Consider the following 22,266-nt stretch of genomic DNA (forward strand, 5'->3'; position numbering starts at 1 on the left):
CCGTTACGCCGGGGCAGGCATCACTCGCGCCGCCGGAACGGCAACACTACGCCGCGTTGGTCATCCTCGGGCCGATGCCACAACACCGGCACGTCATCGGGCGAGGGTGGCTCCAGGCTGTCGCGCTGGTCGCGTAGCGCTTCTGCCGCCGCTTGCTCCTCTTCCAGATCCCAGCTGTACTTCTTGCGTGGGGGTTGCGGGTCCAGCCGACGCCACAGCAAGGCGGCAAGCACCCCACCGATGGCGCCGCCGAGGTGGGCCTGCCAGGACACCCCGACCTCGCGCGGGAACACCGTCAGCAACATGCCGCCATAGAGGAAGAACGCGATCATCGCCGCTGCAATCGCCGGCCGGTCGCGGCGCAGCAGGCCGAGCACGAACACCAGGAACATCAGGCCGTGGGTGATGCCACTCGCGCCGAGGTGATGCGAGCCGGCCTCGCCCAGCAACCACGCGCCCAGCCCGGAACCCAGCCACATCAGCGGCAGTGCACGCACCGTGGCGTGCGGGTACATGCCGCCGGCGAGCGTGCCCAGCATCAGCAGCGAGATCGCATTGGCGACCAGATGGTCGAAAGAGCTATGCAACAGCGGCGCGCCGATCAGGCCCAGCAGGCCGATCGCCGACCATGGCTGCACCATCCAGTTACGCAGGTCCACGCTGCCCTGGGCGGAAAGCACCACCACCAGCAGCAACACGAACCCCAGGCTGAGGTTGAATGCGCCCATCCAGCGCTTTCGGTCCACCGCGCGCTGGGTCTTGGCGTCCAGCGGGCGGGCTTCAATGTCATCAGTGGCAGCCATCACTCAACTGTGGAGACCGCGGCGGCAAATACAAGGCTTGCGGCCCCGGTAGAATGGCCGGATGAACAATGCAATCCCTGCTGCCATCCCCACCGTCCACCTGAAGAACGCCTGGAAATCCTCGCACCCGTGGATCTTCCAGAGGCTGGTCGCCAAGCCCGAAAAGCGGCCCAGGTCCGGCGAGATCGTCGATGTGATCGGGGTGGATGGCGACATGATCGGTCGCGGCTTCTACAACGGCCACTCGCGCATCGCCTTGCGCATGCTCGACCACAACCCCAATGCGGTGATCGATGCGGACTGGTTCGCACGCAAGATTGCCGCGGCGGTATCGCTGCGCCGGGACGTGCTGAAGCTCGACGAGGTCAGCGATGCCTGGCGCGTGTTCCACAGCGAGGGCGACGGCATCTCCGGTCTGGTGATCGACCGTTACGCCGACTTGCTGGTGCTGGAGTTCTTCAGCGCCGGTGCGTTCCGCTACCGCGAGTGGATCCAGGCGGCGTTGCGCGAGCAGTTCCCCGGTTGCCGCTTCTACATGTTTGCCGATGAGCATGTGCAGAAGCAGGAGAGCTTCGACTTCCGTGGCACCGAGCCGGTCCAGCCCAGCGTGATCACCGAGCACGGCATCAAGTTCCGCGCCGATCCGTGCGGGGCGCACAAGACCGGCTTCTTCGCCGACCAGCGCGAGAACCGCCAGTGGTTGAGCCAGCACGTCGAAGGCAAGCGCGTGCTGGACCTGTGCTGCAACACCGGCGGCTTTGGCATCTACGCCGCGGCGCGTGGTGCGGCCGAGGTGGTCGGGGTCGATATCGATGCCGACGTGCTGTCGATCGCCAAGGGCAACGCCAAGCTCAACAACGCTCACGTCAAGTTTATCCAGGCCGATATTTTTCCGTGGTTGCGCGATGCGGGCAACGCGGGCGAGCAATACGACGTGGTGATCCTGGACCCGGCCAAGATGACCCGCGACCGCGAGCAGGTGATTCCTGCGCTGAAGAAGTACCTGGACATGAACAAGCTGGCGATGAGCGTGGTCAAGCCCGGCGGGCTGCTGGCGACGTTCTCGTGCACCGGGCTGGTGGCGGAGGATCAGTTCCTCGACATGATCCGGCGCGCGGCGTTCTACTCCAACCGCACCGTGCAGATCCTCAAGGTCGCCGGCGCCGGGGCCGACCACCCGTGGCTGGCGCAGGTGCAGGAGTCGCGTTACCTGAAAGCGGTGTTCTGCAGGGTGTTGGACTAAGCGCCGCCGCAACAGCAACAGCAACAGCAAGAACAACCGCGAGAGCGAGAGGGTGCGGGCGCCGGATGGGCGACGCCCGGTGCGGGTATTGCTACTCGGTTCGGGCGGCCATCCATGGCCGCACTCACCGCCGTGCGCCATCCATGGCGCACTCTCCGCAATACCCACACCGGACGCCGCTTCGGCGTTACCGGATACCGCTTCGGCGTTTGGCTGCCGGCGGTTCTTTGAGTGAGCGTCATCTCCCAACAAACCGTCATCCCCGCGAAAGCGGGGATCCATGGACTTTAGGCCGTTGATCGGCACCGAAACAGCAGCCGGTGGGGCAGGAGGCGGACTGTGGGGGGATTGCGGAAAAGCGGGCCATGGATGGCCCGCGGCCCGCCTCAGGGCAGGATGCCCTGACGAAGGGCTGGAGCAATCCCCCCGCAGGCCGCCTCCTGCGCAGGACGGGCGCTCCGAAGCCGGTAGAGCTACAAGGCGCGCCCGTCGTAAGGGTGGACCGGGATTGCCTCCAGATCGATGTCTTCCAGGCAGCGGATGTTGATCGCCGCTACTGCGTTGCCCTTGGGGTCGACGCCCTCACCGTACGGATGGATCCCGCAGGTAGCGCAGAAGCGGTGTTCAATCAGGTGCTTGTTGAAGGTGTAGATCGACAGCGCGTCCTCGCCGGTGACGCGCAGGCGGTCGCGTGGCACGAACCACAGCAGCGAGCCCTTGCGCTGGCAGATCGAGCAGTTGCACGACACCGCGGTACCGATCTCGCCGTCGGCTTCGAACGTTATCTTGCCGCAGTGGCAGCTTCCCTTGTGGGTCATCGCGGGCCTCCTTCATCGGCCGATGGGGTGTGGTGACGATACTCTCCCGCCCCCGCGTCTCAACTGCCGCGACGGCGCCGGATACACTGGTGGCATGCCTGAATCCTCATTGCTGCTGATAATCCTGCTGCTCGCGGTCCTGGTCGCGATCGTATTGCTGGTCCTGCTGTTGCTGCGCAAGCCCGATGCGGTGCTGGAGGCCCACCGGGCCGGGCTGGAGCAGGCCTTGCGCGATGAGCAGCGCGACGGCCGCGGCGAGTTGCGCCAGCAGCTGGACAGCATCGCCCAGCAGCAGGACACGCGCATGGAAGGCTTCGGCGGCAAGCTGACCGAGCTGACCGTGCGTACCGACCAGCGGCTGGACCTGTTGCGCGACGCGCTGCTGGAGGACGCGCGCAAGGCGCGCAGCGAGGGCGCCGAACTGCAGCAGCGCTCCAGCGATGCGGTCGGCCAGCGGTTGACCGAGTTGACCCAGCGCAACGAGCTGCGCATCGGCGAGATGCGCACCACGCTCGAGCAGAAGCTTCGCGAGCTGCAGACCGACAATGCTGCCAAGTTGGAGCTGATGCGCGCGACCGTTGACGAGAAACTGCAGACCACCCTGGAGACGCGGCTGGGCGAGTCGTTCCGGTTGGTGTCGGAGCGGCTGGAGCAGGTCCAGCGCGGGCTCGGCGAGATGCAGCAGCTGGCCAGCGGTGTCGGTGACCTCAAGCGCCTGCTGACCAACGTCAAGACCCGCGGCACGTTTGGCGAGGTGCAGTTGGGTGCGTTGCTGGAGCAGGTGCTCACCGTGGAGCAGTTCGACTGCAACTACGCCACGGTGCCGGGCAGCAGCCAGCGGGTCGAGTTCGCGGTGCGCTTGCCCGGTACCCGGCCGGACACCCCGGTGCGGTTGCCGATCGATGCCAAGTTTCCGCGCGAGGATTACGAGCGCCTGCTGGATGCGCAGGACCGGGCGGACGCGGAGGCCGTCGCGGTGTCGTCGTTGGCGCTGGAGCGCCGTATTCGCGATGAGGCCAAGAAGATCCAGCAAGCCTATGTCGCTCCGCCTCACACCACCGATTTCGCGTTGATGTTCCTGCCCACCGAGGGCCTGTTTGCCGAAGTGCTGCGTCGCCCCGGCCTGTTCGAGAACCTGCAGCGCGAATACCGGGTCACCGTAGTCGGCCCGACCACCCTGCTGGCCCTGCTCAACAGCTTGCAGATGGGCTTTCGCACCCTGGCGATCGAGCAGCGCTCCAGCGAGGTCTGGCAACTGCTGGGCGCGGTCAAGAGCGAGTTCGGCAAGTTCGCCGGGGTGTTGGAGAAAACCCGCAACCAGCTCGACACGGTGCGCAACAGCATCGACGCTGCCGGCGTGCGTACCCGGGCGATCGAGCGCAAGCTCAAGGGCGTGGAGACACTACCGGCCGACCAGAGTCAACGCCTGCTGGGTGCCACGCTCGAGGTTGATGATGAAGACGAGGGTTGAGCCTGGCTCTCAGTTGCCCGGCGGCATGACCGGCATTGCACCCACCGGCACGATCGGGTTGTCGTCTTCCAGCAAATAGTCGGGCAGCGCGGTCTCGCCTTTGTCCTGCATGCGCTCACCAAAGATCTGGTAATCGCGGCGTTGCATCCACGCGTCGCGAACCAGCGCATAGTCGTCGGCGGCGCCGACACGCAGGCTGTCGGTGGCCAGCAGCTGGGTACGTACGTTCACCAGCTGCAGGCCCTGCAGCGGTATCCGGACCTTGTCTTCTTCGATCTGGCGCAGCGGGCTCAGTGGCGCGTCACCCACCATGCCGAACACGTCACGGATGGTGCGTGGCCCGAACAGCGGCAGCTCGACGTAACGCGAACGCTCCCAACCCCAGATCCCCAGGGTCTGGCCGAAATCTTCGCTGCGGTTGTCCAGCGAGGCGTCACTGGCCGGGTCGAAGATGCCGCCGATGCCCAGCGTGGTGTTGAGGGCGAAGCGCCCAAGCGACTGCGCCGCCTCCGCCGGCTTGCCCTGCAGCAGTGCATTGACGGCGGTCACCGGCTGGCCAAGGTTGCTGAAGAAATTGCTCACGCCCAGCCGGATCGGGCGTGGCACCGCAGCCACGTAGGCACGTGCCAGGGGCCGTGCAACGGCGCGGTCAATGAAGTTGTTGAACACGTGCATCTTGCGGTTGTAATTTTCCCACGGGTCGTAGGCGCCGCGTATCCGGGCCGGCTCGGGCAGGGTTGGATCGGCGACCGGGTCATAGGGCTGGCCATAAATCGCGTTGAAGTCGAGCTCCGCCGGGGTGGGCGGGGCTTGCGCGCTGCCGGGCCCGCCGCCTGCCGTTTCCACGATCCCGGCCGGTGGTGTGTCAGAACCGTCGGTGGCCGCGATCTGGGCCGAGGTGTCTGTCGCGGCCGGAGCCATGGCCTGCTCCGCGGCCGGGGTCGATGCACAGCCGACGGCACCAATGGCCAGCACGAAGGCCAGCGCGGGGCCGCAGAAGGCGGCAGCATCCCTGTCACGACGAGGGCTGATGGATTTTTGCACAGACATTGGGGGATTCTAAGGGACGATCGGGGCAACCAGGACCAGCGGGGGCGGGACGTTGAATCCCGTTACCTGGTTCCGGTCACTCAATGGGAGAAATCCAGGTCCGAGCCAAGCCGGTAGGCGGCACGAAGCTCGGCCAAACCCACCGGATCACCCACGATGGCGACTTTGCCAGCGCGCGAGGCCAGCTCGGCCAACAACGCCACGCCGGCGCTATCGACCCGGCTGACCTGACCCAGCTCGAAGCGGATAACGGACTGCAACTGCGGCAGGGCGGATTTCCACAAGGCGGGCACGGCTTCGCGTTCCAGCGCGCCGTTGAACACCAGCGCATCGCCATCGCGTGAAACCGTTGCGGGCCGGGTCGCCATGGCTACTTGGCGTCCGCCTGCAGCTTGCCGGCTTCCAGATCAGCGGCAACTTCGGCGATCGACTTGCGCGACAACGGGGTGTCGAACTGGTTGCGGAAGGTCTGGATGAAGCTCACCCCTTCCACCATCACGTCGAATACCTTCCATTGCCCGCCGACCTTGTGCATCAGGTAATCGACCGGAATCGGTTGGCCGCCCTGGCGCAGGAACTCGCTGGATACCTTGACCATCGAGCCGCCACGCAACGGGCTCTCGGAATTCACCCGGACCTTCAACTGGGCGTTGAAGTCCAGCAGCGATGAGCCGTAGCGCTGCATCAGGTTGCTGGTCAATGCATCGGCAAAGCGTTTGACGTCGGCATCGGAAGCGCCACGGCCATGACGGCCCAACACCAGCCGCGCGGCGTAGTTGGCGTCGAACATCTGGTCGAATTCACCGGCGATGAACGTGCTCAGCGCGGCGCGATCGGTGGTGAACTCGTCGCGACGGGCTTCCAGGGTGGTCAGGATGCGGGTCGCGTTGTCGAGCACCAGCTTGCTGGGCGCGGTGGCCGGCGCGGCGGTCTCGGCCTGAGCGGGCGCACCGGAGGCGAACGCGAGGACAGGCGACGTCGTCAGCACGGCGGCGGCCACCAGGGCAGCCAGTACGGTCGGGATGGGATTGCGAGTCATGGCAGTTATTCCTTGACGGGGGCAGGTTCGCTTTCCTGCAGGTAGGCCGGCACGTCGGCAGGGGCGGGTGTATCGGCATTGCCGGCGGGTGTATCGCCATTGTCCGGACCGCCGCTGAACATGTACTTGCCGACCATCTGGATCAGGTCGACCGACGACTGGGTAAGGAAGATCTGGTCGCCGGGCTTCAGCGGCTCCAGGTCACCGCCAGGTTGCAGCCCGATGTAGCTCTCGCCGAGCAGGCCGGAGGTCAGGATCGCCGCGCTGGTGTCCGATGGCAGGTCGTTGTAGCGCTCATCGATGGCCAGCGTCACCACCGAATCCAGCTTCACCGGGTCCAGGGTGATATTCGACACGCGACCAATCGCCACCCCGCCAATCTTGACCGGGGCGTTGGCGCGCAGCGGGCCCAGGTTGCTGAAGCGGGCGGTGATTTCGTAATCGCTGCCGCCAAACCAGCCCAGCTTGCCATTGGTGGAGCTGATCGCCAGCACCAGCAGCGATGCCAGCGCGAGCAGCAGGAACGCGCCAACGGCGAATTCGATACGGGGGCTACGGTTGCTCATGGTGTCTACCTTGGTGCTTGCGCGCATCGATTAGATGCATGGGGTTGTTGATGCATGGTGCTACTGGAACAACAGTGCGGACATCACGAAGTTCAACATCAGCACCAGCAGCGAGGCGTTGACCACCGCCTTGGTGGTGGCGACCGAGGTGCCTTCGATGGTCGGCTCGGCGTGGAAACCGACGTAGGCGGCGACCAGCGCGGCGACCGCGCCGAACACGGCGGATTTCACCATCGCCATGCCGAAGTCATCGACCAGATCGACGCTGTCGCGCAATACCTGCCAGAAAATACCCGAGTCCACGCCGATCACGTGCACCGCTTCCAGGTAACTGGCACTGATCGCCAGCGAGCAGAAGAACCCGGTCAGCAGCGGCACGCACAACACCGCCGCCCAGAACCGTGGCGCCACCGCCTTGCCGACCGGATCGATGCCCATCAGGCCCAGCGCGGTGATCTGGTCGGTGGCGCGCATCAGGCCCAGCTCGGCGGCGATCGACGAACCGGCGCGGCCGATGAACAACAATGCGGTCAGTACCGGGCCCAGTTCGCGGTAGATGCCCAGCCCCAGGATCATGCTGACCTGGTTGCTGGCGCCGTAGGTGTCGAGTGCGCGATAGGCCAGCAACGTCAGCGATAAGCCGACGAACGCGCCGCCAACGGCGATGATTGGCAGCGAACGTGCGCCGATCTTGTAGATCTCGCGGACCAGCTCGCGGAACAGGTCGACACTGGGCACCGAGGCACGCAGCACCGACAAGGTAAACAGGCCGGCGCGGCCAACGGAGCGGGTAGCGGCAGCCAGGGCCATCAGGCGACTTCCTTGGTGGTTGCGGTGGCGGGGTTGCCGGGCTCGGTGCCACGAAGTTCGGCGCCGCGAGGCAGCGCGTCAAAGCCGATCGGACCGTCCGGGTTGCCGTCCAGGAACTGCCGGACCAACGGGTCGGTGCTGGCCTCCAGCGCGTCCGGGGTGCCGGAGAACACGATCGTACCGTTGGCGATCACGATGGCATGGTCGGCGATCGGCAAGGTCTCGCGGACGTGGTGGGTGACTACGATGCTGGTCAGGCCAAGGCTGTCGTTGAGCCGACGCACCAATTCCATCACCACTCCGCTGGCAATCGGGTCCAGCCCGGTCAGCGGCTCGTCGTAGATCATCAGCGGCGGGTCCATCGCCAGCGCCCGCGCCAAGGCGACCCGGCGCGCCATGCCGCCGGACAGCTCGCGCGGGAAGGCGTCCGCTGCCGCGCGCAAACCGACCGCGTGCAGTTTCATCCGCACCAGTCGCTCAATCACCGGTTTGGGCAGCCGGGTATGGGTGCGCAAGGGCAGGGCGACGTTCTCGGCGGCGGTCAGGTCGGTCAGCAGCCCGTTGCCCTGCAACATCACCCCGATGCGCTTACGCAGTTCCAGCAACGGTCGCGACGCGCGCGGCATCGGCTGGCCGAAGATCTCCACCGAGCCGGCCGCCGGCCACAATTCACCGGTCAGCGCCGCCAACAGGGTGGACTTGCCGCTGCCCGACGGACCCAGCACCGCGACCACCTGCCCGCGCGGGACTTCCAGGTTGATATCGCGCAGCACCACCTGGTCGCCCCGGTCGAGGCGAAGGTTGTTGACGCGGACGATGGGGTTGGAGTCGGTCATCGGCAAGGATTGGCGCGCCGGCATGCAGGCGCAGACATCGCGCAGCTTGGTGGGCGGCACCTGAACAAGGGTTGTCGACATTGTCGCAGGGTGTTGCCGCTCGCGCAGGCATTGGGGCCAGTCGCGGCGTTTGCGACGGCGCTGCGGCAAGATGAGAGCATGCCCGACGCTGCCGATTTCCGCCTCTACCATTCCAACGCACTTGATCTGCTGGCCAACCTGCTGGCGGCGGAGTTGCGCACGCCGGCGCCGGGGCAGTCGCTGCTGACGCCCGATATCGTGTTGATCCCGCAGGTGGCGATGCGGCGTTGGCTGCAGGCGACGCTGGCGCAGGCGCATGGGATCGCGGCGAACCTGGAGTTCCTGACCCCGGGCGAGTTTGTCCAGCGGGCGCTGGATGCCAACGTGCCCGGCGCGGCGGATGATCTGGCTGCCGACGCGCTGCACTGGCAGCTGTACGGCGCGCTCACCACCCCGGCACTGTTGCGCGAGCCGGCGTTGCGGGCGCTGGCCAGCTACCTCGCCGATGGCGACGCGCTCAAGCCATGGTCGTTGGCGGGCGAGCTGGCCTCGGTGTTCGAGAAGTACCAGGCCTGGCGGCGCGACTGGCTGCTGGCCTGGGAGGCCGGGAAATCCCCGCTCGATCCGCAAGCGGTGCTGTGGCGTCATATCGCGGCGGGTAAACGCCATCGCGGGCGCCGGATCGACGACTATCTGCGCGGCTTTGCCGAGCCCGGCGCGCCGTTGCCGGCCGGGCTGCCATTGCGGCTGTTCGCGTTCGCGACGCTGAATATCTCGCCGGACGTGTTGCGGGTCATTGCAACCCAGGCCCGGGTCGGGGTGCTGCATTTCTACCTGCCTACCCCGACCCGGTCGTACTGGGGCGACCTGCAGACCCTCGCCGCGAGATTGCGGGCGCAGGCGGCCGACCCGTTTGCCGATGACGGTGCGGACAACCCGCTGTTGCAGGCCTGGGGCGCGGCCGGGCGCGACTTCATGGCGGTGTTGGGAAACTACGAGGTGGTGCATCCCTCGGGCGAGATCGCGGCGTATGTCGATCCGGAGCAGGCCGGCAATTCGCGCACGTTGGCCGAGGACGGGCTCGCCGACAGTCTGTTGAAGCGGCTGCAGGGCGACTTGTTCCATCGCCGCGCCACGCCGTCGGGCGCGTTGCGCGCGGGGGTGAATCGCAACGACGCCAGCCTGCAGGTCCACGCCTGCCACACCCGGCTGCGCGAGGTGCAGGTCCTGCACGACCAACTGCGTGGTCTGTTGGAGGACCCGCGCTTCGATCCACCGTTGGCGCCGCGTGAGATCGTCGTGCTCGCCCCCGACATCGATCCCTATGCGCCGCATATCCAGGCCGTGTTTGGCGGCTTGGCGGCCACGCCGGCGTTCATCCCGTACGCCCTGGCCGACACCAGTCCGCTGGCGTCAGAGCCGCTCGCCGAAGTGTTCCTGCGCCTGCTCGAACTGCCGATCTCGCGTTTCGGGTTGAGTGAAATCCTCGACTTGCTGTCCAGCCCACCGATCGCCGCCGCTGCCGGCCTGGACGCCGCTGCGCTGGAGCGCCTGCAGGGCTGGCTGCAGGCGGCGGGTGCACGCTGGGGCATCGACGCCAGGCACCGCCAGCAACACCAGGCGCCACCTGATGACGCCTACACCTGGGCTTTCGCACTGGATCGCCTGCTGTTGGGTCATGCCAGTGGCGATGACGCTGAAATCGCCGGGGTCGCGCCGTGGCCGGGGCTGGAGGGCGGCGCACTGGATGCGCTGGACGCGTTGATCCGCTTGCTGCGCGTGCTTGCACGCCACCAGCGCATGCTTGGCGCGGCCATGACACCCCACCAGTGGCGGGACCGTTTGCTGGAGCTGCTGGCGGCGGTCCTGCCGCTGGCGCCGCAAGAGCCGGCCGACCAGCGCGCGCTGGAGCGGTTGCGCAGCCAGATCGACGCCTTCGCCGATGCCGCAGTGCGGGCAGGGTACGAGTCTGCGGTGCCGCCGGAAGTGGTGCGGGCATACTTCAATGCCCAACTGGCCGAAGCCGATACCCGCGCGCCATTGCTGACCGGCGGGGTGAGCTTCGGCCGCATGGTGCCGATGCGTCTGCTGCCGTTCCGGGTGATCTGCGTGCTGGGCATGAACGATGGCGACTACCCGCGTCGCGACCCGGCCGCCGGCCTGAACCAGTTGACCGCGGAGCTGGGCACCGATCGGCGCCGCCATGGCGACCGCTCGTTGCGCGACGACGACCGCTTCCTGTTCCTGCAACTGCTGGCCGCGGCGTCGGACGTGTTCTATCTCAGCTACCTGGGCGCCGACCCGCGCGACGGCAGCGTGCGCGAGCCGTCGGTACTGGTATCGGAACTGCTGGATGCCGCGGCCGGCTACCACCAGGCCGCGCCGGACGATCCCGATCGCGATGGGGTACGCAAGGCGCTGGTCGTGCATGAGCCCTTGCAGCCGTTTGCCCCGGCGGCATTTGGCAGCGACGACGAAGACGGCCTGGAGCCGCGCCGTTACAGCTACCGCGGCGAATGGCATCCAGCAGCCAGTGTCGGCGACCATCGCCGCGTTCCGGTGGCGCGCTGGTTGCTCGATCCGCTGCCCGCCGGCGAGCGGGTCGAACGGGTATCGCTGGCCGACCTGCGCAACTTCCTGCGCGATCCGGCTGCGGCCTTCCTGCGTCAGCGCCTTGCGCTGCGACTGCCGGCGGCCGCCGACGCCGTGGACGACGGCGACCCGCTCGCTCCGCCTCCCGCCGGCCTGCAGCGTTGGCATCTGCAACAAGCGGTATTCGAGGCGTGCGTGGACGGCGAGCGTGGTGGTCGGCCACCGAACGCCTTGCACGAACGCCTGCGCGCGCAAGCACTGTTGCCTTCCGGCCCGCTGGGCGAGCACCAGTTGCAGACGGTGTTGCGGCAAGTGCAACCGTATGCCGAGGCGTTCGTGGAATGGCGCGGCGACAAGCCGGCGCACAACGAGGATTTCGAACTGGAGCTCGATGGCGTGCAACTGCATGGCCGGATCGAGCAGGTCCATGACCACGGCTTGCCACGTTTGCGCTACGTCAAGCTGCACGGCCCCGCCCAAATCACCCACGGACTGGACTGGCTGGTGCTCGGCGCGCTGGGCATGGCACAACCGCTGGCGCAGTTTTTCCAGACCGGTCGTGGGCCCGGCCCCGTAGTGCGTGAGCCGGCAGCCACCGAGCCGGCGCGCGCTGCATTGGCCGCCTTGTTGCGGCTGCGGGCCTGGGGGCTGCGTGAGCCATTGCCGTATGGCCCGCGTGCCGGCTGGGTCTGGTATGACGCCGACAACGATGAAAAAGGCTGGGCGGCGGCGCTCAACCAATGGCATTCCGAGCGCGGCTTCAGCGAAGGCGCAACCGACAGCGCGGTGCTGGCGCTGCGTGGACGCGATCCATTTGGCGATGACGAGCTGGCCCAGGAGTTCCGCCGCATCGCCCGGATCGTGTTCGATGCCGTGGTCCGCGGCATCGATGCGGAGGCCGTATGAGCAACAGTGCGAGCAGCAGTGTGAGCAGCACCGAGGACGATGCCATCGCCATCACCGATCCCTACCTCGACATCGCGTTGTCCGGGGTGCAGCTGATCGAGGCCAGCGCCGGCACCGGCAAGACCTTCACCTTGGCGACCCTGGTCACCCGGCTGGTGGTCGAGCGCGACCTGCGGCTGGGCCAGATCCTGGCAGTGACCTTTACCGACGCGGCCACCCAGGAACTGCGCGCACGCTTGCGCAAGCGGCTGGCGAAGGCGGCGAGGATCGCACGCGCGCTGGCTGCAGATTCGACGGACCCGCTGGCCGGTGCCGACCCGGGCAACCCTGGCTTGACCGGCGACGGCGCGGTCATCGACGCCTGCGCGCACGACGACCCCGAAAGCCGGCTGACCCGGACCATCATCCAGCGCCAGTTGCAACATGAGGATGCCAACGTGCTGGCCGCCCGCCTGCACCGTGCCGAACTGGAAATCGACCTCGCGGCGGTGTTCACCATTCACGGCTTCTGCCTGCGGGTACTGAGCGAGCACGCGTTGCTGACCGGACAGGCGTTCTCGCCGCCGGAGCTGATCGGCAATGACCGCGAATTGCGTGATGAGGTGGCCGCCGATCTGTGGCGCAGCCATGGCGCCCAGCCCGACGATGCGCCGCTGCTGCACGTGCTGTGGAGTGCTGGACCAGAGGCCTTGGCCCAGGACCTGGGCGCCTTGTTGCGTGCGCCGGAACTGATGCCGCCAAGGCCGAATGGAACACCGGACCCGCTTCCCGACCTGGAACGGGCCGCCGTCGGTTTGCGCACCGCCTTCGCGGAGCACGGCGATGACCTGCGCAAACAGCTGGACGACGCGATCGCCAACAAGGTGCTCAACGGCAACAGCTACCGCGCAGGACTGCCCGACCAACTGTGGGCGGAATTGCGTGGCTGGTGCGTGGCGGGCGTGGCCACCGCCGACATCGATGACCGGATCAGCCGGCTGACACCCGGCCAACTGGCACTGAGAACCAACAAGGACCGGCATGCCGGTACGCCGACGTCCCCGTTGTGTGAGGCTGTTGCCGGCTTCATTGCCGCCCGTGAGGCGCGCGGCGAATGGCTCGCCGCACAGGCGTTGATCCTGCTGCACCGTATCCGTGACGAGGCCGCGGCGCGACTGCGACAACTCAAGCGCACCCGCCGAGTCCAGGGCTACGACGACCTGATCGATGGTGTTGCCGACGCCCTCGAAGGCCCGCATGGCGACGAGCTGGCGAGGCAGCTGCGCGCGCAGTACGCGATCGCGCTGGTGGATGAGTTCCAGGATACCGACGCGCGGCAATGGGGAATCTTCCGACGGGTATTTGGCCCCGACTCTGGTGCCGTCGACGCCGCCACTGGCGCCACCGACGCGGGCCCCGCGCTGTTCCTGATCGGTGACCCCAAACAGGCGATATACGGCTTCCGCGGCGGCAACGTGCACACCTATCTGGCCGCCAGCCGAGATGCGGTGATCGCACCGCCGCTGACGCACAATTTCCGCTCCCGGCCGGGTGTGTTGCGCGCGATCGAAGCGCTGTATACGCAGGCCGGCGAGGACGCTTTCATCGACTCCGGCATCCGCTTCCGCAAGGTTGAGCCGGGCGCGGGCAACAGCGATGCCGACTACCAGCGCAACGGCGCCAACGCGCCGGCGTTGACTGTGCGGCAGATACCAGTGGCGAGCGATGACAAACCGTACAAGGCCGATGAATCGCGCGCGGCGGTGACCCGCGCCTGCGTGGCCGAGATCCATGCCGTGCTTGGCGATGCCCGCGCCGGCAAGGCCACCATCAAGGGCCAGCCGGTGCAGCCCGGCGACATTGCTGTGCTGGTACGCGATCACAGCCAGGCATCGCGCATGCAGGCCGCGTTGGTGAATGCCGGCATTGCGGCGGTGGCCGCCGGCAAGCAGAGCCTGTTCCAGAGCGAGCAGGCCAATGAATTGCTGGCGGTGCTGGAAGCGTTGCTGCAGCCGGCCGACGAAGGGCGCCTGCGGGCCGCATTGGCGACGGTGCTGGTCGGCATCGATGCGGCCGGAATCGACCGCCTCGACCACGACGACGACTGGCGTCAGCAGCAACAGATGCAGGCACTGGGTTGGCGCGAGCGCTGGCAGCGACACGGCGTAATGGCGCTGGTGTCGGAACTGTGCGCGGCCAATGCCGAGCGCCTGCTTGGACTGGTCGACGGCGAGCGCCGGCTGACCAATCTGATGCAACTGGGCGAACTGCTGCAGGAGGCGGGCGCGAAGGCCGTGGGCATGCATGGCCTGCTCGACTGGTTGCATGCCCGCATCGCCGACGCCGACCCCAATGACGATACCCAGCTGCTGCGGCTCGAGTCCGACGCGCGCCGGGTGCAGATCCTGACCTTGCACAAGAGCAAGGGACTGGAGTTCCCGCTGGTGTTCCTGCCGTTTGTCGGTATCGGCAGGAAACCCGGCCAACCCGCGCGCCACTGCCAGGTTCCCGATGAGTGTGGCGGCGTGTTGCATTGGAAAGCCGGTGATCAACAAGACCCGGCGCTGTGGGTCGGCGCGGTAGAAGACTGGCAGCGCGAACAGCAGGCCGAGGATGCCCGGCTGTTGTACGTCGGCCTGACCCGGACCCGGCACGCGCTGTGGCTCGCTTGCGGTCCCCTGTACCAGTCCGCGAACGCATCGGTGCAGCCCATGCTGGCCGACGCGGAGCGGCTGCGCGAGCATGCCGACATCGTGGTGGATGAAGACGAATTGCCTGCGAGCCTGCCGCCGCTGGCGGCGCAATCCAGCAGTGCGGTACCACCGGCGCGGATCGCGCAACGCAACTTGCCGCGTGACTGGTGGGTCTACAGCTTCACCCAGTTGAGCAAGGCCGATGCGGGTCTGGGCGAGTCCACCAGTGCCGCCAGCATTGCCAATGAGCGTGGCGCCAGCGACGAGCCCGTGCTCGATGAAGGCATGCTCGATGAAGGCACGTTTGAGGAAGGCACGCTTGAGGAAGGCGTGCAGGATGCCGCCGAAGGTTCCGGTGCGGAGCCCGTCGCGCCGGTGCCGCTTGATCAACATTTTGATCATCGCTTCAGTGGCAGCCGCTTCGGCAACGTCCTTCACGACGCGCTGGAGCACGTCGACTTCCATGCCTGGTCCGGCTGGCGCGCCGCGGCCGCGCCCGAGGGCCAGGCCGCGCCGTTGGCCGCGGCATTGCGGCGCGGCGGCTATCCCGACGCCGATATCGACGAGGGCGTCGTCGAGCTGACGTCGCTGGTCGGCCGCACCCTGACCGTCACGCTTGCCGAGGGCGGGCGGCTGTGCGAGCTGCCGCCCGATGCGCGTCGGGCCGAGTTGGAGTTCCATTTCGCCATGCAACCCACCTCAACCGAAGCGTTGCTGTCGATCCTGCACGCACACGGGGTGGTCAGTGAGCGCCGGGCCTTTGGCGCCAGGCGACAGCTGGAAGGCTTGATGACCGGCAAGATCGACTTGACCTACACCCGCGACGCCCGTTGGTACCTGCTCGATTACAAATCCAACCGGTTGCCCGGCTACGACGCGGCCAACGTGGCGCGCGCGATGACGCACAGCGAGTACGACCTGCAGGCGCTGGTCTACACCGTCGCCCTGCACCGCTGGCTGCGGTTCCGGCTGGGCGGGGACTATGACTACGAGCGCGATTTCGGCGGCACGCGCTATCTGTTCTGTCGCGGTTTGGCGATCGGGACCAGCACGGGCATCCACGCCGCCAAGCCAGCGTTTACGCTGGTCGACGGGTTGGATGCGTTGTTTGAAGGCGGGGCCAACCGATGACTTTGTTCGACCAGCTGAGACGCAGCGGCGGCTTGCGCGCCATCGACCACGCATTGACGCAAAGCCTGCGGCGGCTCGAACGCGGCGACCCGTCGGGAACCATCACCGACGACAGCCCCGTTGCCACCCACGACTGGGTGCTCAGCGGTGCCGCGCTGGCATCGCTGGCGGTGGCACACGGTCACGCCGGCTTCGACCCGGCGCAACCGGGCTTGCTGCTGGATGCGGCGATCGACTGGCCCGATGCGGACGACTGGCGCGAGGTGCTTGCCGCGTCGCGCTGGGTCACCACCCCGGCAGCGCAGGCGGTGGCGCCGACCCATGCGCCATTGGTGCTGGACGGTGGCCTGTTGTACCTGCGCCGCTACCGCGAATACGAACGTCGCCTGGCCCTGCGCCTGCAGGAAATCGCCGCACACACGCCGGCCGCGGGCGACATGACGGCACTGGCGCCGGTCTTCAGCGCGTTGTTCCCGCAGGCGGGTGACGGTGAGGATCGTCAAGCCCGCGCCGCCACGCTCGCTTTGGTGCGCTCGTTGTTGCTGGTGACCGGCGGGCCCGGCACCGGCAAGACCACCACCATCGCCCGCTTGCTGGTGCTGTTGATCGCGCAGGCCAGGCTGAAGGGCACGCCACCGCTACGCATCGCGCTTGCCGCACCGACCGGGCGCGCCGCTGAACGCATGGCCGAAAGCCTGCGCGCCGCCGCGGGGACGATGCGCGAGCTGGCCGCGTTCGCCCCGGCATCGCCCGACGCCACACTGCTGGACGCGTTGCCGACCGAAGCGAGCACCCTGCATCGCCTGCTCGGCACCGTTCCTGACAGCCCATCTTTCCGCCATGGCATCGACAACCCGCTGCCGTTCGATGTGATCGTGGTTGACGAGGCCTCGATGGTGGACCTGCCATTGATGTGCAAGCTGGCCGAGGCGGTGCCTGAGGGCGCGCGCCTGATCCTGCTGGGCGACCCGGACCAGCTGCCATCGGTTGAAGCCGGCGACGTGCTGGCCGGTATCGTCGAAGCCGCCGGCGCCGGTGATGGGCTGCCGTCCGGCGTCACGACGGGTCTGGCTGGCCACCGTGTGCAACTGCAACGCGGCTATCGTCAGACCGGCGCGTTTGAGCTGGCCGCGCTCGCCGATGCCGTGCGTGCTGGCGCTGCGGACACCGCACTGGAACTGCTCAGAAGCGGGTCCCTTGCCGGTGTGCACTTCCACGAGAACCTGCTGGATCCCCTGGACCGGCGCCAGTCCCACCGCGACATTCTGCTGTCGCATTGGCGCGCGCTCGGTGATGCGCCCGACCCGGCCACTGCATTGGCGCGGGCCGGACGGGTGCGCCTGCTGACCGCTCTGCGCGACGGCGCGCAAGGCGCACGTGGATTGAACGAGCGCATCGAGGAGGCACTGGTGGGTCGCCAGCGCGGGGGCTACTTCCAAGGGCGGCTGTTGCTGGTCACCCAGAACAGTTACCGCCATCGCCTGTTCAACGGCGACATCGGCATTTGCCTGCGCGATGACCGGGGGATGCTGGTGGCCTGGTTTGCCGATAGCGGCATCGACCACAACGTTGCGTCGGCAGCCGATGGGCCCGCTCCCTCCACGCGTCACGAGGGGGTGCGGGCCTTTCATCCAGCCGCGCTGCCGGCCCACGAGAGCGCCTTTGCGATGACCGTGCACAAGGCACAAGGCTCGGAATTCGATGAGGTGTGGTTGCAGTTGCCCCGCCAGGACGGTCGCGGCGTGTCGCGCGAGCTGGTCTATACCGCACTGACGCGGGCGCGAAACGAGCTGCATCTGTGCGCCAGCGAGGCGGTATTGCGCGGCGCATTGGCGCGTCATGCCGGGCGGGTATCCGGGCTGGCTCGGCGCCTGTGCCAACCGCAAAGCGGTGGATGAACGAGGTCCCCCTGTTCATTCATTCCTTCACTCCAGCACGATCAGGCCGCTCCTAGTGTCGTGGCATCCGGTGCCGCAAGCCGGGTACCCCCCCACAACGGAGCAAGCCCATGAACGATGTCAAGAAAGACCACAGTATTGGTGCAGGTGCCGGCGCGGTCGCCGGCGCGGTGACGGGCGCGGCGGTTGGCGCGGCAGGCGGGCCGATCGGCAGCGCGGTGGGCGCGGTGGCCGGCGGCGTGGTCGGGGCGAAGGCGGGCGATTCCATGGCCGAGGCGGTCAACCCCACCGAGTATCGCGAGCATTTCCAGCGCGAATACAAGAACGCTCCGTACTACTCCGCCGATCGCCAGTGGAATGACTACGAGCCGGCCTATCAGTATGGCTATGACACCTACGGCCAGTACAACGGCAAGAAGTTCGACGACGTCGAGCCCGAGTTGCAGCGCAAGTGGGACCAGACCCGGGCCCAGGACAATTCGCGCATGGAGTGGAACGACGCCAAACACGCGGTACGTGATGGCTGGCACCACATTGAACGCGCCATGCCGGGCGATGCCGACCGCGACGGTCGCTGATCGGCCACAGCCGCACCCACAACAAGAAACGACGCATCAGTACTTCAACGGGGCCGCCTTGCGGCCCCGTTTTTTCTTTGCTGGAGTAGCATGATCGGCCCGCAAACAGGTGCGCGACCCATGGCCGACCCCAACCAACCTACTCGTGAGCAGGCCGAAGCCGCTGTGCGCACTTTGCTCAGCTGGGCCGGCGACGACCCCACCCGCGAGGGCTTGCTGGACACGCCCAAACGCGTCGCCAAGGCATATGCCGACTGGTTCAGCGGCTATGCGATGGATCCCGACGAGTACCTGGCGCGCACCTTCGAGGAGGTCGCCGGCTACGACGAGTTGATCGTGCTGCGCGACATCCGCTTCGAAAGCCATTGCGAGCATCACATGGCGCCGATTATCGGCCGCGCCCATATCGGCTACCTGCCCGACGGCAAGGTGGTGGGCATCAGCAAGCTGGCGCGCGTGGTGGATGCCTATGCCCGCCGTCTGCAAGTGCAGGAAAAAATGACCGCGCAGATTGCCGACTGCATCCAGCGGGTGCTGAACCCGCGCGGCGTCGGCGTGGTGATCGAGGCCACCCATGGCTGCATGACCACCCGCGGCGTGCACAAGCGGGGCGTGGCGATGATCACCTCCAAGATGCTTGGCGGCTTCCGGGACGACGCCCGTACACGCTCGGAGTTCTTGCAGTTCATCGGTACCACAGGCTCGCGTTGAGTGGCTCCGTCACGTCGCCCTAACCCGCCCGGCCATGCCGGTTTGTATGCTTGAACCATGCCCGTGACCATTGACTCCAGATCGTTGTCGGCGGCGGCCACCGTGCCGCCCTGCGACCTTGCTGCCCGCTACCGGGACGTGCGCGCACGCAGCCTCGCGCTGGCGGCACCGTTGTCGGCCGAGGATGCGATGGTGCAGTCGATGGCCGACGCCAGCCCGAGCAAATGGCATCTCGCGCATACGACCTGGTTTTTCGAGCGCTTCGTGCTTGGCGCCCGCGATGATTACCAGCCGCTCAATGCGGCCTGGGACTACCTGTTCAACAGCTACTACCAAAGCATCGGGCCCATGCACGAGCGCACACAGCGCGGGCTGTTGTCGCGGCCCACGCTTGCGCAGGTGCTGGACTATCGAGACCAGGTGGATGCGCGGATGGCCGCGGCGTTCCTTTGCGGCGATTTCGAGTCGGCGGAAGATGGTGGCGGCGGATTGCTGCAGCGCATCGAGCTGGGGCTCCACCATGAGCAACAGCACCAGGAGCTGTTGCTGACCGACATCAAGCACGCCTTGTGGTGCAACCCGCTGAAGCCGGCGTACCGCACCGATCTGCAGCAGCCACGCAGTCACCCCAGCCCGCTGGAATGGATCGGCCAGGATGAGGCCATCATCCACGTGGGTGCACCGCCATGGCCGAACGCCAGCGACGTTTTTGCCTATGACAACGAATCGCCGCGGCACCGGGTATTGATGCCGTCCCACGCGTTGGCAAGCCGACCGGTCAGCAACGTGGAATACCGCGCCTTTATCGACGATGGCGGCTATCGGAACCCGGCGCTGTGGCTCAGCGCCGGCTGGGCGCAGGTCAGTCAGCAGCGCTGGTGCCGGCCGCTGTACTGGGAGCAGGCGCTGGAGCGTGAGTTCACCCTTGGCGGGCTGCGGGAGATCGACCCGCATGCGCCGGCGTGCCACCTGAGCTATTTCGAAGCCGACGCATTCGCGCGCTGGGCCGGCGCGCGACTGCCGACCGAGTTTGAGTGGGAGCATGCCGCGCAACCGCTGCCGGTTGATGGGAACTTTGTCGACGACGACCGGTTGCAGCCGCTTGGCGTTCGCGCCGATGGCCGCACGCCGCGGCAAATGTTCGGCGACGTCTGGGAATGGACTTCCAGCAGCTACAACGCCTACCCCGGCTTCCGCGAGATGCCCGGCGCGCTGGGCGAGTACAACGGCAAGTTCATGTGCGGCCAACAGGTGTTGCGCGGCGGCAGCTGCGTCAGCCCGGCCGACCACCTGCGAGCAAGCTACCGCAATTTCTTCTATCCGCCCGACCGCTGGCAGTTCTCCGGTCTGCGCCTGGCCAGGGATGCCTGATGACAACTGTCGAGACCGCCGTGCTACCGCAAATCACCGACCTGCAACCCACCCCCGACGACATCACCGGCGACACCCTGGCTGGCTTGTCATCCACGCCGAAGACGCTGTCGTCGAAGTACTTCTACGATGAGCGCGGCTCGCAACTGTTCGAGCAGATCACCCGTCAGCCCGAGTACTACCTAACCCGCGTCGAGCTGGAACTGCTGCATGCCTCGATGCCGCAAATCCGCGAGGTGGTCGCCGCAAACGCGCACGTGGTCGAGTACGGCAGCGGCAGCGGACGCAAGACCCAACTGCTGCTGGAAGGGCTGGATGACCCGGTCGCCTACACCCCGATCGAGATCTCGCGCACCGCGCTGGTGGCCAGTGTCGAGCGGCTGGCACTGATGTTTCCGCAGATCGAACTGTTGCCGGTGTGCGCCGATTTCACTGATGCGGTACCGCTGCCACGGCCGGTGCGCGAGGCGGGCCACACGCTGGTGTTTTTCCCCGGCTCGACCCTGGGAAACTTCGATGAAGCCGCTGCGTTGCGTCTGCTGTGCTCGATGCGCGCAACCATGGGTGCACGTGGCCAGGCGCTGATCGGGATCGACCTGGACAAGGATGGCGCCGTGATCGAGGCGGCCTATAACGATGCCGCCGGGGTCACCAGGCAATTCACCCTCAACCTGCTGGCCCGGCTCAATCGCGAGATCGACAGCGATTTCGACCTGGATGGATTCACCCACCGCGCGGTGTATTCGCACGAGCGTGGCCGCATCGAGACCGATCTGGTCAGCCGGCGCGCACAGGACGTCCACGTTGCCGGTAAAACCTTCCATTTCGGCGAAGGCGAGGCGATGCCGGTCGAGTACAGCCACAAGTACACCGACGCCAGCTTCGAAGCGCTGGCCGAGCGTGCCGGACTACGCGTGGTCGAGCGCTGGAACGACCCGCGCGACTGGTTCGGCCTGCGCCTGCTGCAACCAAGGTGAATGTCATGCCCCCTGAATCAAGCCAACCTCCCGCGAGCTACCAGGACCTGCGAGCGCTGTTTCTCAACTGCACGCTCAAGCGCAGTGATGGCGAGGACTCCCACACCGCGCGACTGATCGAAGTCGCCGCCGGGGTGATGCGCGCGCAGCAGGTAAGTGTCGATATCGTGCGCGCGGTCGACCTGGATCTGGCTCCGGGCGTGATGCCCGATATGACGGAGCACGGCTTCGATCATGACGACTGGCCGTTGTTGTGCAAACAGGTGATGGCCGCCGACATCCTGGTGTTGTGCACGCCGATCTGGCTCGGCGAGCAAAGCTCGGTCTGCCGCCGGGTGATTGAGCGGCTGTACGCTGAATCGGACAAGACCGGCGACAACGGCCAGTACCTGTATTACGGCCGTGTCGGCGGCGCGCTGGTGACCGGCAACGAGGACGGCATCAAGCATTGCGCGTCGAGCCTGCTTTACGCGCTCAACCACATCGGCTACACCATTCCCCCGGCTGCGGACGCCGGCTGGATCGGCGAGGCCGGTCCCGGCAAGTCGTATGGCGACGACGGCAGTGGCTTCGACAACGACTTCACCCAGCGCAACACCACCTTCATGGCGTGGAACCTGATGCACCTGGCGCGGTTGCTGAAGGACGCCGGCGGCGTACCCGCCCACGGCAACGTGCCCGCTGCCTGGGAGGACGGCCAGCGCTTTGGCCATCCGGACCCGGCCGAAGCCGCCGGTCGCGCCGACCGGCGCTGAGTTGGTGACGGGCGCCCG

General features: G+C 67.0%; 18 protein-coding genes. 10 read left to right on the forward strand and 8 right to left on the reverse strand.

The window, feature by feature from the left end; translation table 11 throughout:
• Positions 1 to 20: 20 nt before the first annotated feature.
• Positions 21 to 803 carry a rhomboid family intramembrane serine protease gene (locus tag ACW7G6_RS06585; protein WP_456997840.1) on the reverse strand — a complete coding sequence of 261 codons (783 nt, stop codon included), beginning with the start codon at positions 801 to 803 and terminating at the stop codon, positions 21 to 23.
• 61 nt (positions 804 to 864) lie between these two features.
• On the opposite strand from ACW7G6_RS06585, the gene ACW7G6_RS06590 reads away from it, so the two are divergent.
• Entirely contained in the window at positions 865 to 2,046 is a 1,182-nt protein-coding gene (locus ACW7G6_RS06590; protein ID WP_456997841.1) for a class I SAM-dependent rRNA methyltransferase, read from the forward strand.
• A gap of 473 nt (positions 2,047 to 2,519) precedes the next feature.
• On the opposite strand, the gene ACW7G6_RS06595 is transcribed toward ACW7G6_RS06590, so the two are convergent.
• The gene (locus ACW7G6_RS06595) at positions 2,520 to 2,864 is read right to left on the reverse strand and encodes a GFA family protein (protein ID WP_456977910.1); all 345 of its coding nucleotides are present in this window, start codon (positions 2,862 to 2,864) and stop codon (positions 2,520 to 2,522) included.
• A gap of 94 nt (positions 2,865 to 2,958) precedes the next feature.
• Between ACW7G6_RS06595 and ACW7G6_RS06600 the strand changes: the two genes are divergently transcribed.
• Positions 2,959 to 4,335, forward strand: a complete 1,377-nt coding sequence (locus ACW7G6_RS06600; RefSeq protein ID WP_456997842.1) for a DNA recombination protein RmuC — start codon at positions 2,959 to 2,961, stop codon at positions 4,333 to 4,335.
• Between the two features lie 9 nt (positions 4,336 to 4,344).
• Here ACW7G6_RS06600 and ACW7G6_RS06605 read toward each other — a convergent pair whose 3' ends face one another.
• From ACW7G6_RS06605 to ACW7G6_RS06630, 6 genes are all read right to left on the reverse strand, one after another.
• On the reverse strand, positions 4,345 to 5,385 hold the full coding sequence (locus tag ACW7G6_RS06605; RefSeq protein ID WP_456977912.1) for an MlaA family lipoprotein: 1,041 nt from the start codon (positions 5,383 to 5,385) through the stop codon (positions 4,345 to 4,347).
• Between the two features lie 80 nt (positions 5,386 to 5,465).
• Complete coding sequence (locus tag ACW7G6_RS06610) at positions 5,466 to 5,753, reverse strand: STAS domain-containing protein (RefSeq protein WP_456977913.1); 288 nt, start codon at positions 5,751 to 5,753, stop codon at positions 5,466 to 5,468.
• Positions 5,754 to 5,755: 2 nt separating this feature from the next.
• The gene (locus ACW7G6_RS06615) at positions 5,756 to 6,424 is read right to left on the reverse strand and encodes an MlaC/ttg2D family ABC transporter substrate-binding protein (protein ID WP_456977914.1); all 669 of its coding nucleotides are present in this window, start codon (positions 6,422 to 6,424) and stop codon (positions 5,756 to 5,758) included.
• Positions 6,425 to 6,429: 5 nt separating this feature from the next.
• Positions 6,430 to 6,990 (reverse strand): outer membrane lipid asymmetry maintenance protein MlaD, encoded by a 561-nt coding sequence (gene mlaD / locus ACW7G6_RS06620; RefSeq protein ID WP_456977915.1) that lies wholly within the window; start codon positions 6,988 to 6,990, stop codon positions 6,430 to 6,432.
• Positions 6,991 to 7,050: 60 nt separating this feature from the next.
• Positions 7,051 to 7,800 (reverse strand): MlaE family lipid ABC transporter permease subunit, encoded by a 750-nt coding sequence (locus tag ACW7G6_RS06625; protein ID WP_456962709.1) that lies wholly within the window; start codon positions 7,798 to 7,800, stop codon positions 7,051 to 7,053.
• Positions 7,800 to 8,636, reverse strand: coding sequence for an ABC transporter ATP-binding protein (locus ACW7G6_RS06630; RefSeq protein WP_456978801.1), 837 nt, complete (start codon positions 8,634 to 8,636; stop codon positions 7,800 to 7,802). Before ACW7G6_RS06630 ends, ACW7G6_RS06625 begins: the two co-directional genes overlap by 1 nt.
• A gap of 159 nt (positions 8,637 to 8,795) precedes the next feature.
• On the opposite strand from ACW7G6_RS06630, the gene recC reads away from it, so the two are divergent.
• From recC to ACW7G6_RS06670, 8 genes are all read left to right on the forward strand, one after another.
• Positions 8,796 to 12,155 (forward strand): exodeoxyribonuclease V subunit gamma, encoded by a 3,360-nt coding sequence (gene recC / locus ACW7G6_RS06635; protein ID WP_456997843.1) that lies wholly within the window; start codon positions 8,796 to 8,798, stop codon positions 12,153 to 12,155.
• Positions 12,152 to 15,958, forward strand: a complete 3,807-nt coding sequence (locus tag ACW7G6_RS06640; protein ID WP_456977917.1) for a UvrD-helicase domain-containing protein — start codon at positions 12,152 to 12,154, stop codon at positions 15,956 to 15,958. Before recC ends, ACW7G6_RS06640 begins: the two co-directional genes overlap by 4 nt.
• Complete coding sequence (gene recD / locus ACW7G6_RS06645; protein ID WP_456997844.1) at positions 15,955 to 17,856, forward strand: exodeoxyribonuclease V subunit alpha; 1,902 nt, start codon at positions 15,955 to 15,957, stop codon at positions 17,854 to 17,856. The genes ACW7G6_RS06640 and recD overlap by 4 nt, the downstream gene beginning before the upstream one ends.
• 110 nt (positions 17,857 to 17,966) lie before the next feature.
• Positions 17,967 to 18,434 (forward strand): hypothetical protein, encoded by a 468-nt coding sequence (locus ACW7G6_RS06650; protein ID WP_456977919.1) that lies wholly within the window; start codon positions 17,967 to 17,969, stop codon positions 18,432 to 18,434.
• A 120-nt stretch (positions 18,435 to 18,554) separates the two neighbouring features.
• Positions 18,555 to 19,145, forward strand: a complete 591-nt coding sequence (gene folE, locus ACW7G6_RS06655; protein WP_456977920.1) for a GTP cyclohydrolase I FolE — start codon at positions 18,555 to 18,557, stop codon at positions 19,143 to 19,145.
• 57 nt (positions 19,146 to 19,202) lie between these two features.
• On the forward strand, positions 19,203 to 20,516 hold the full coding sequence (gene egtB / locus ACW7G6_RS06660; protein ID WP_456997845.1) for an ergothioneine biosynthesis protein EgtB: 1,314 nt from the start codon (positions 19,203 to 19,205) through the stop codon (positions 20,514 to 20,516).
• The gene (gene egtD, locus ACW7G6_RS06665; RefSeq protein ID WP_456997846.1) at positions 20,516 to 21,493 is read left to right on the forward strand and encodes an L-histidine N(alpha)-methyltransferase; all 978 of its coding nucleotides are present in this window, start codon (positions 20,516 to 20,518) and stop codon (positions 21,491 to 21,493) included. The genes egtB and egtD overlap by 1 nt, the downstream gene beginning before the upstream one ends.
• A gap of 5 nt (positions 21,494 to 21,498) precedes the next feature.
• Complete coding sequence (locus ACW7G6_RS06670; RefSeq protein ID WP_456977923.1) at positions 21,499 to 22,248, forward strand: flavodoxin family protein; 750 nt, start codon at positions 21,499 to 21,501, stop codon at positions 22,246 to 22,248.
• The last annotated feature ends 18 nt before the right edge of the window (positions 22,249 to 22,266 follow it).

Source organism: Lysobacter sp. A421 (assembly GCF_054052145.1).

Coding starts and splice junctions, on each gene's coding strand:
- egtB (WP_456997845.1), top strand. CDS start 19,203: ATGCCCGTGACCATTGACTCCAGATCGTTGTCGGCGGCGGCCACCGTG.
- ACW7G6_RS06650 (WP_456977919.1), top strand. CDS start 17,967: ATGAACGATGTCAAGAAAGACCACAGTATTGGTGCAGGTGCCGGCGCG.
- ACW7G6_RS06590 (WP_456997841.1), top strand. CDS start 865: ATGAACAATGCAATCCCTGCTGCCATCCCCACCGTCCACCTGAAGAAC.
- ACW7G6_RS06600 (WP_456997842.1), top strand. CDS start 2,959: ATGCCTGAATCCTCATTGCTGCTGATAATCCTGCTGCTCGCGGTCCTG.
- ACW7G6_RS06625 (WP_456962709.1), bottom strand. CDS start 7,800: ATGGCCCTGGCTGCCGCTACCCGCTCCGTTGGCCGCGCCGGCCTGTTT.
- folE (WP_456977920.1), top strand. CDS start 18,555: ATGGCCGACCCCAACCAACCTACTCGTGAGCAGGCCGAAGCCGCTGTG.
- ACW7G6_RS06615 (WP_456977914.1), bottom strand. CDS start 6,424: ATGACTCGCAATCCCATCCCGACCGTACTGGCTGCCCTGGTGGCCGCC.
- recD (WP_456997844.1), top strand. CDS start 15,955: ATGACTTTGTTCGACCAGCTGAGACGCAGCGGCGGCTTGCGCGCCATC.
- ACW7G6_RS06640 (WP_456977917.1), top strand. CDS start 12,152: ATGAGCAACAGTGCGAGCAGCAGTGTGAGCAGCACCGAGGACGATGCC.
- ACW7G6_RS06670 (WP_456977923.1), top strand. CDS start 21,499: ATGCCCCCTGAATCAAGCCAACCTCCCGCGAGCTACCAGGACCTGCGA.
- ACW7G6_RS06630 (WP_456978801.1), bottom strand. CDS start 8,636: ATGACCGACTCCAACCCCATCGTCCGCGTCAACAACCTTCGCCTCGAC.
- egtD (WP_456997846.1), top strand. CDS start 20,516: ATGACAACTGTCGAGACCGCCGTGCTACCGCAAATCACCGACCTGCAA.
- mlaD (WP_456977915.1), bottom strand. CDS start 6,990: ATGAGCAACCGTAGCCCCCGTATCGAATTCGCCGTTGGCGCGTTCCTG.
- recC (WP_456997843.1), top strand. CDS start 8,796: ATGCCCGACGCTGCCGATTTCCGCCTCTACCATTCCAACGCACTTGAT.
- ACW7G6_RS06610 (WP_456977913.1), bottom strand. CDS start 5,753: ATGGCGACCCGGCCCGCAACGGTTTCACGCGATGGCGATGCGCTGGTG.
- ACW7G6_RS06595 (WP_456977910.1), bottom strand. CDS start 2,864: ATGACCCACAAGGGAAGCTGCCACTGCGGCAAGATAACGTTCGAAGCC.
- ACW7G6_RS06585 (WP_456997840.1), bottom strand. CDS start 803: ATGGCTGCCACTGATGACATTGAAGCCCGCCCGCTGGACGCCAAGACC.
- ACW7G6_RS06605 (WP_456977912.1), bottom strand. CDS start 5,385: ATGTCTGTGCAAAAATCCATCAGCCCTCGTCGTGACAGGGATGCTGCC.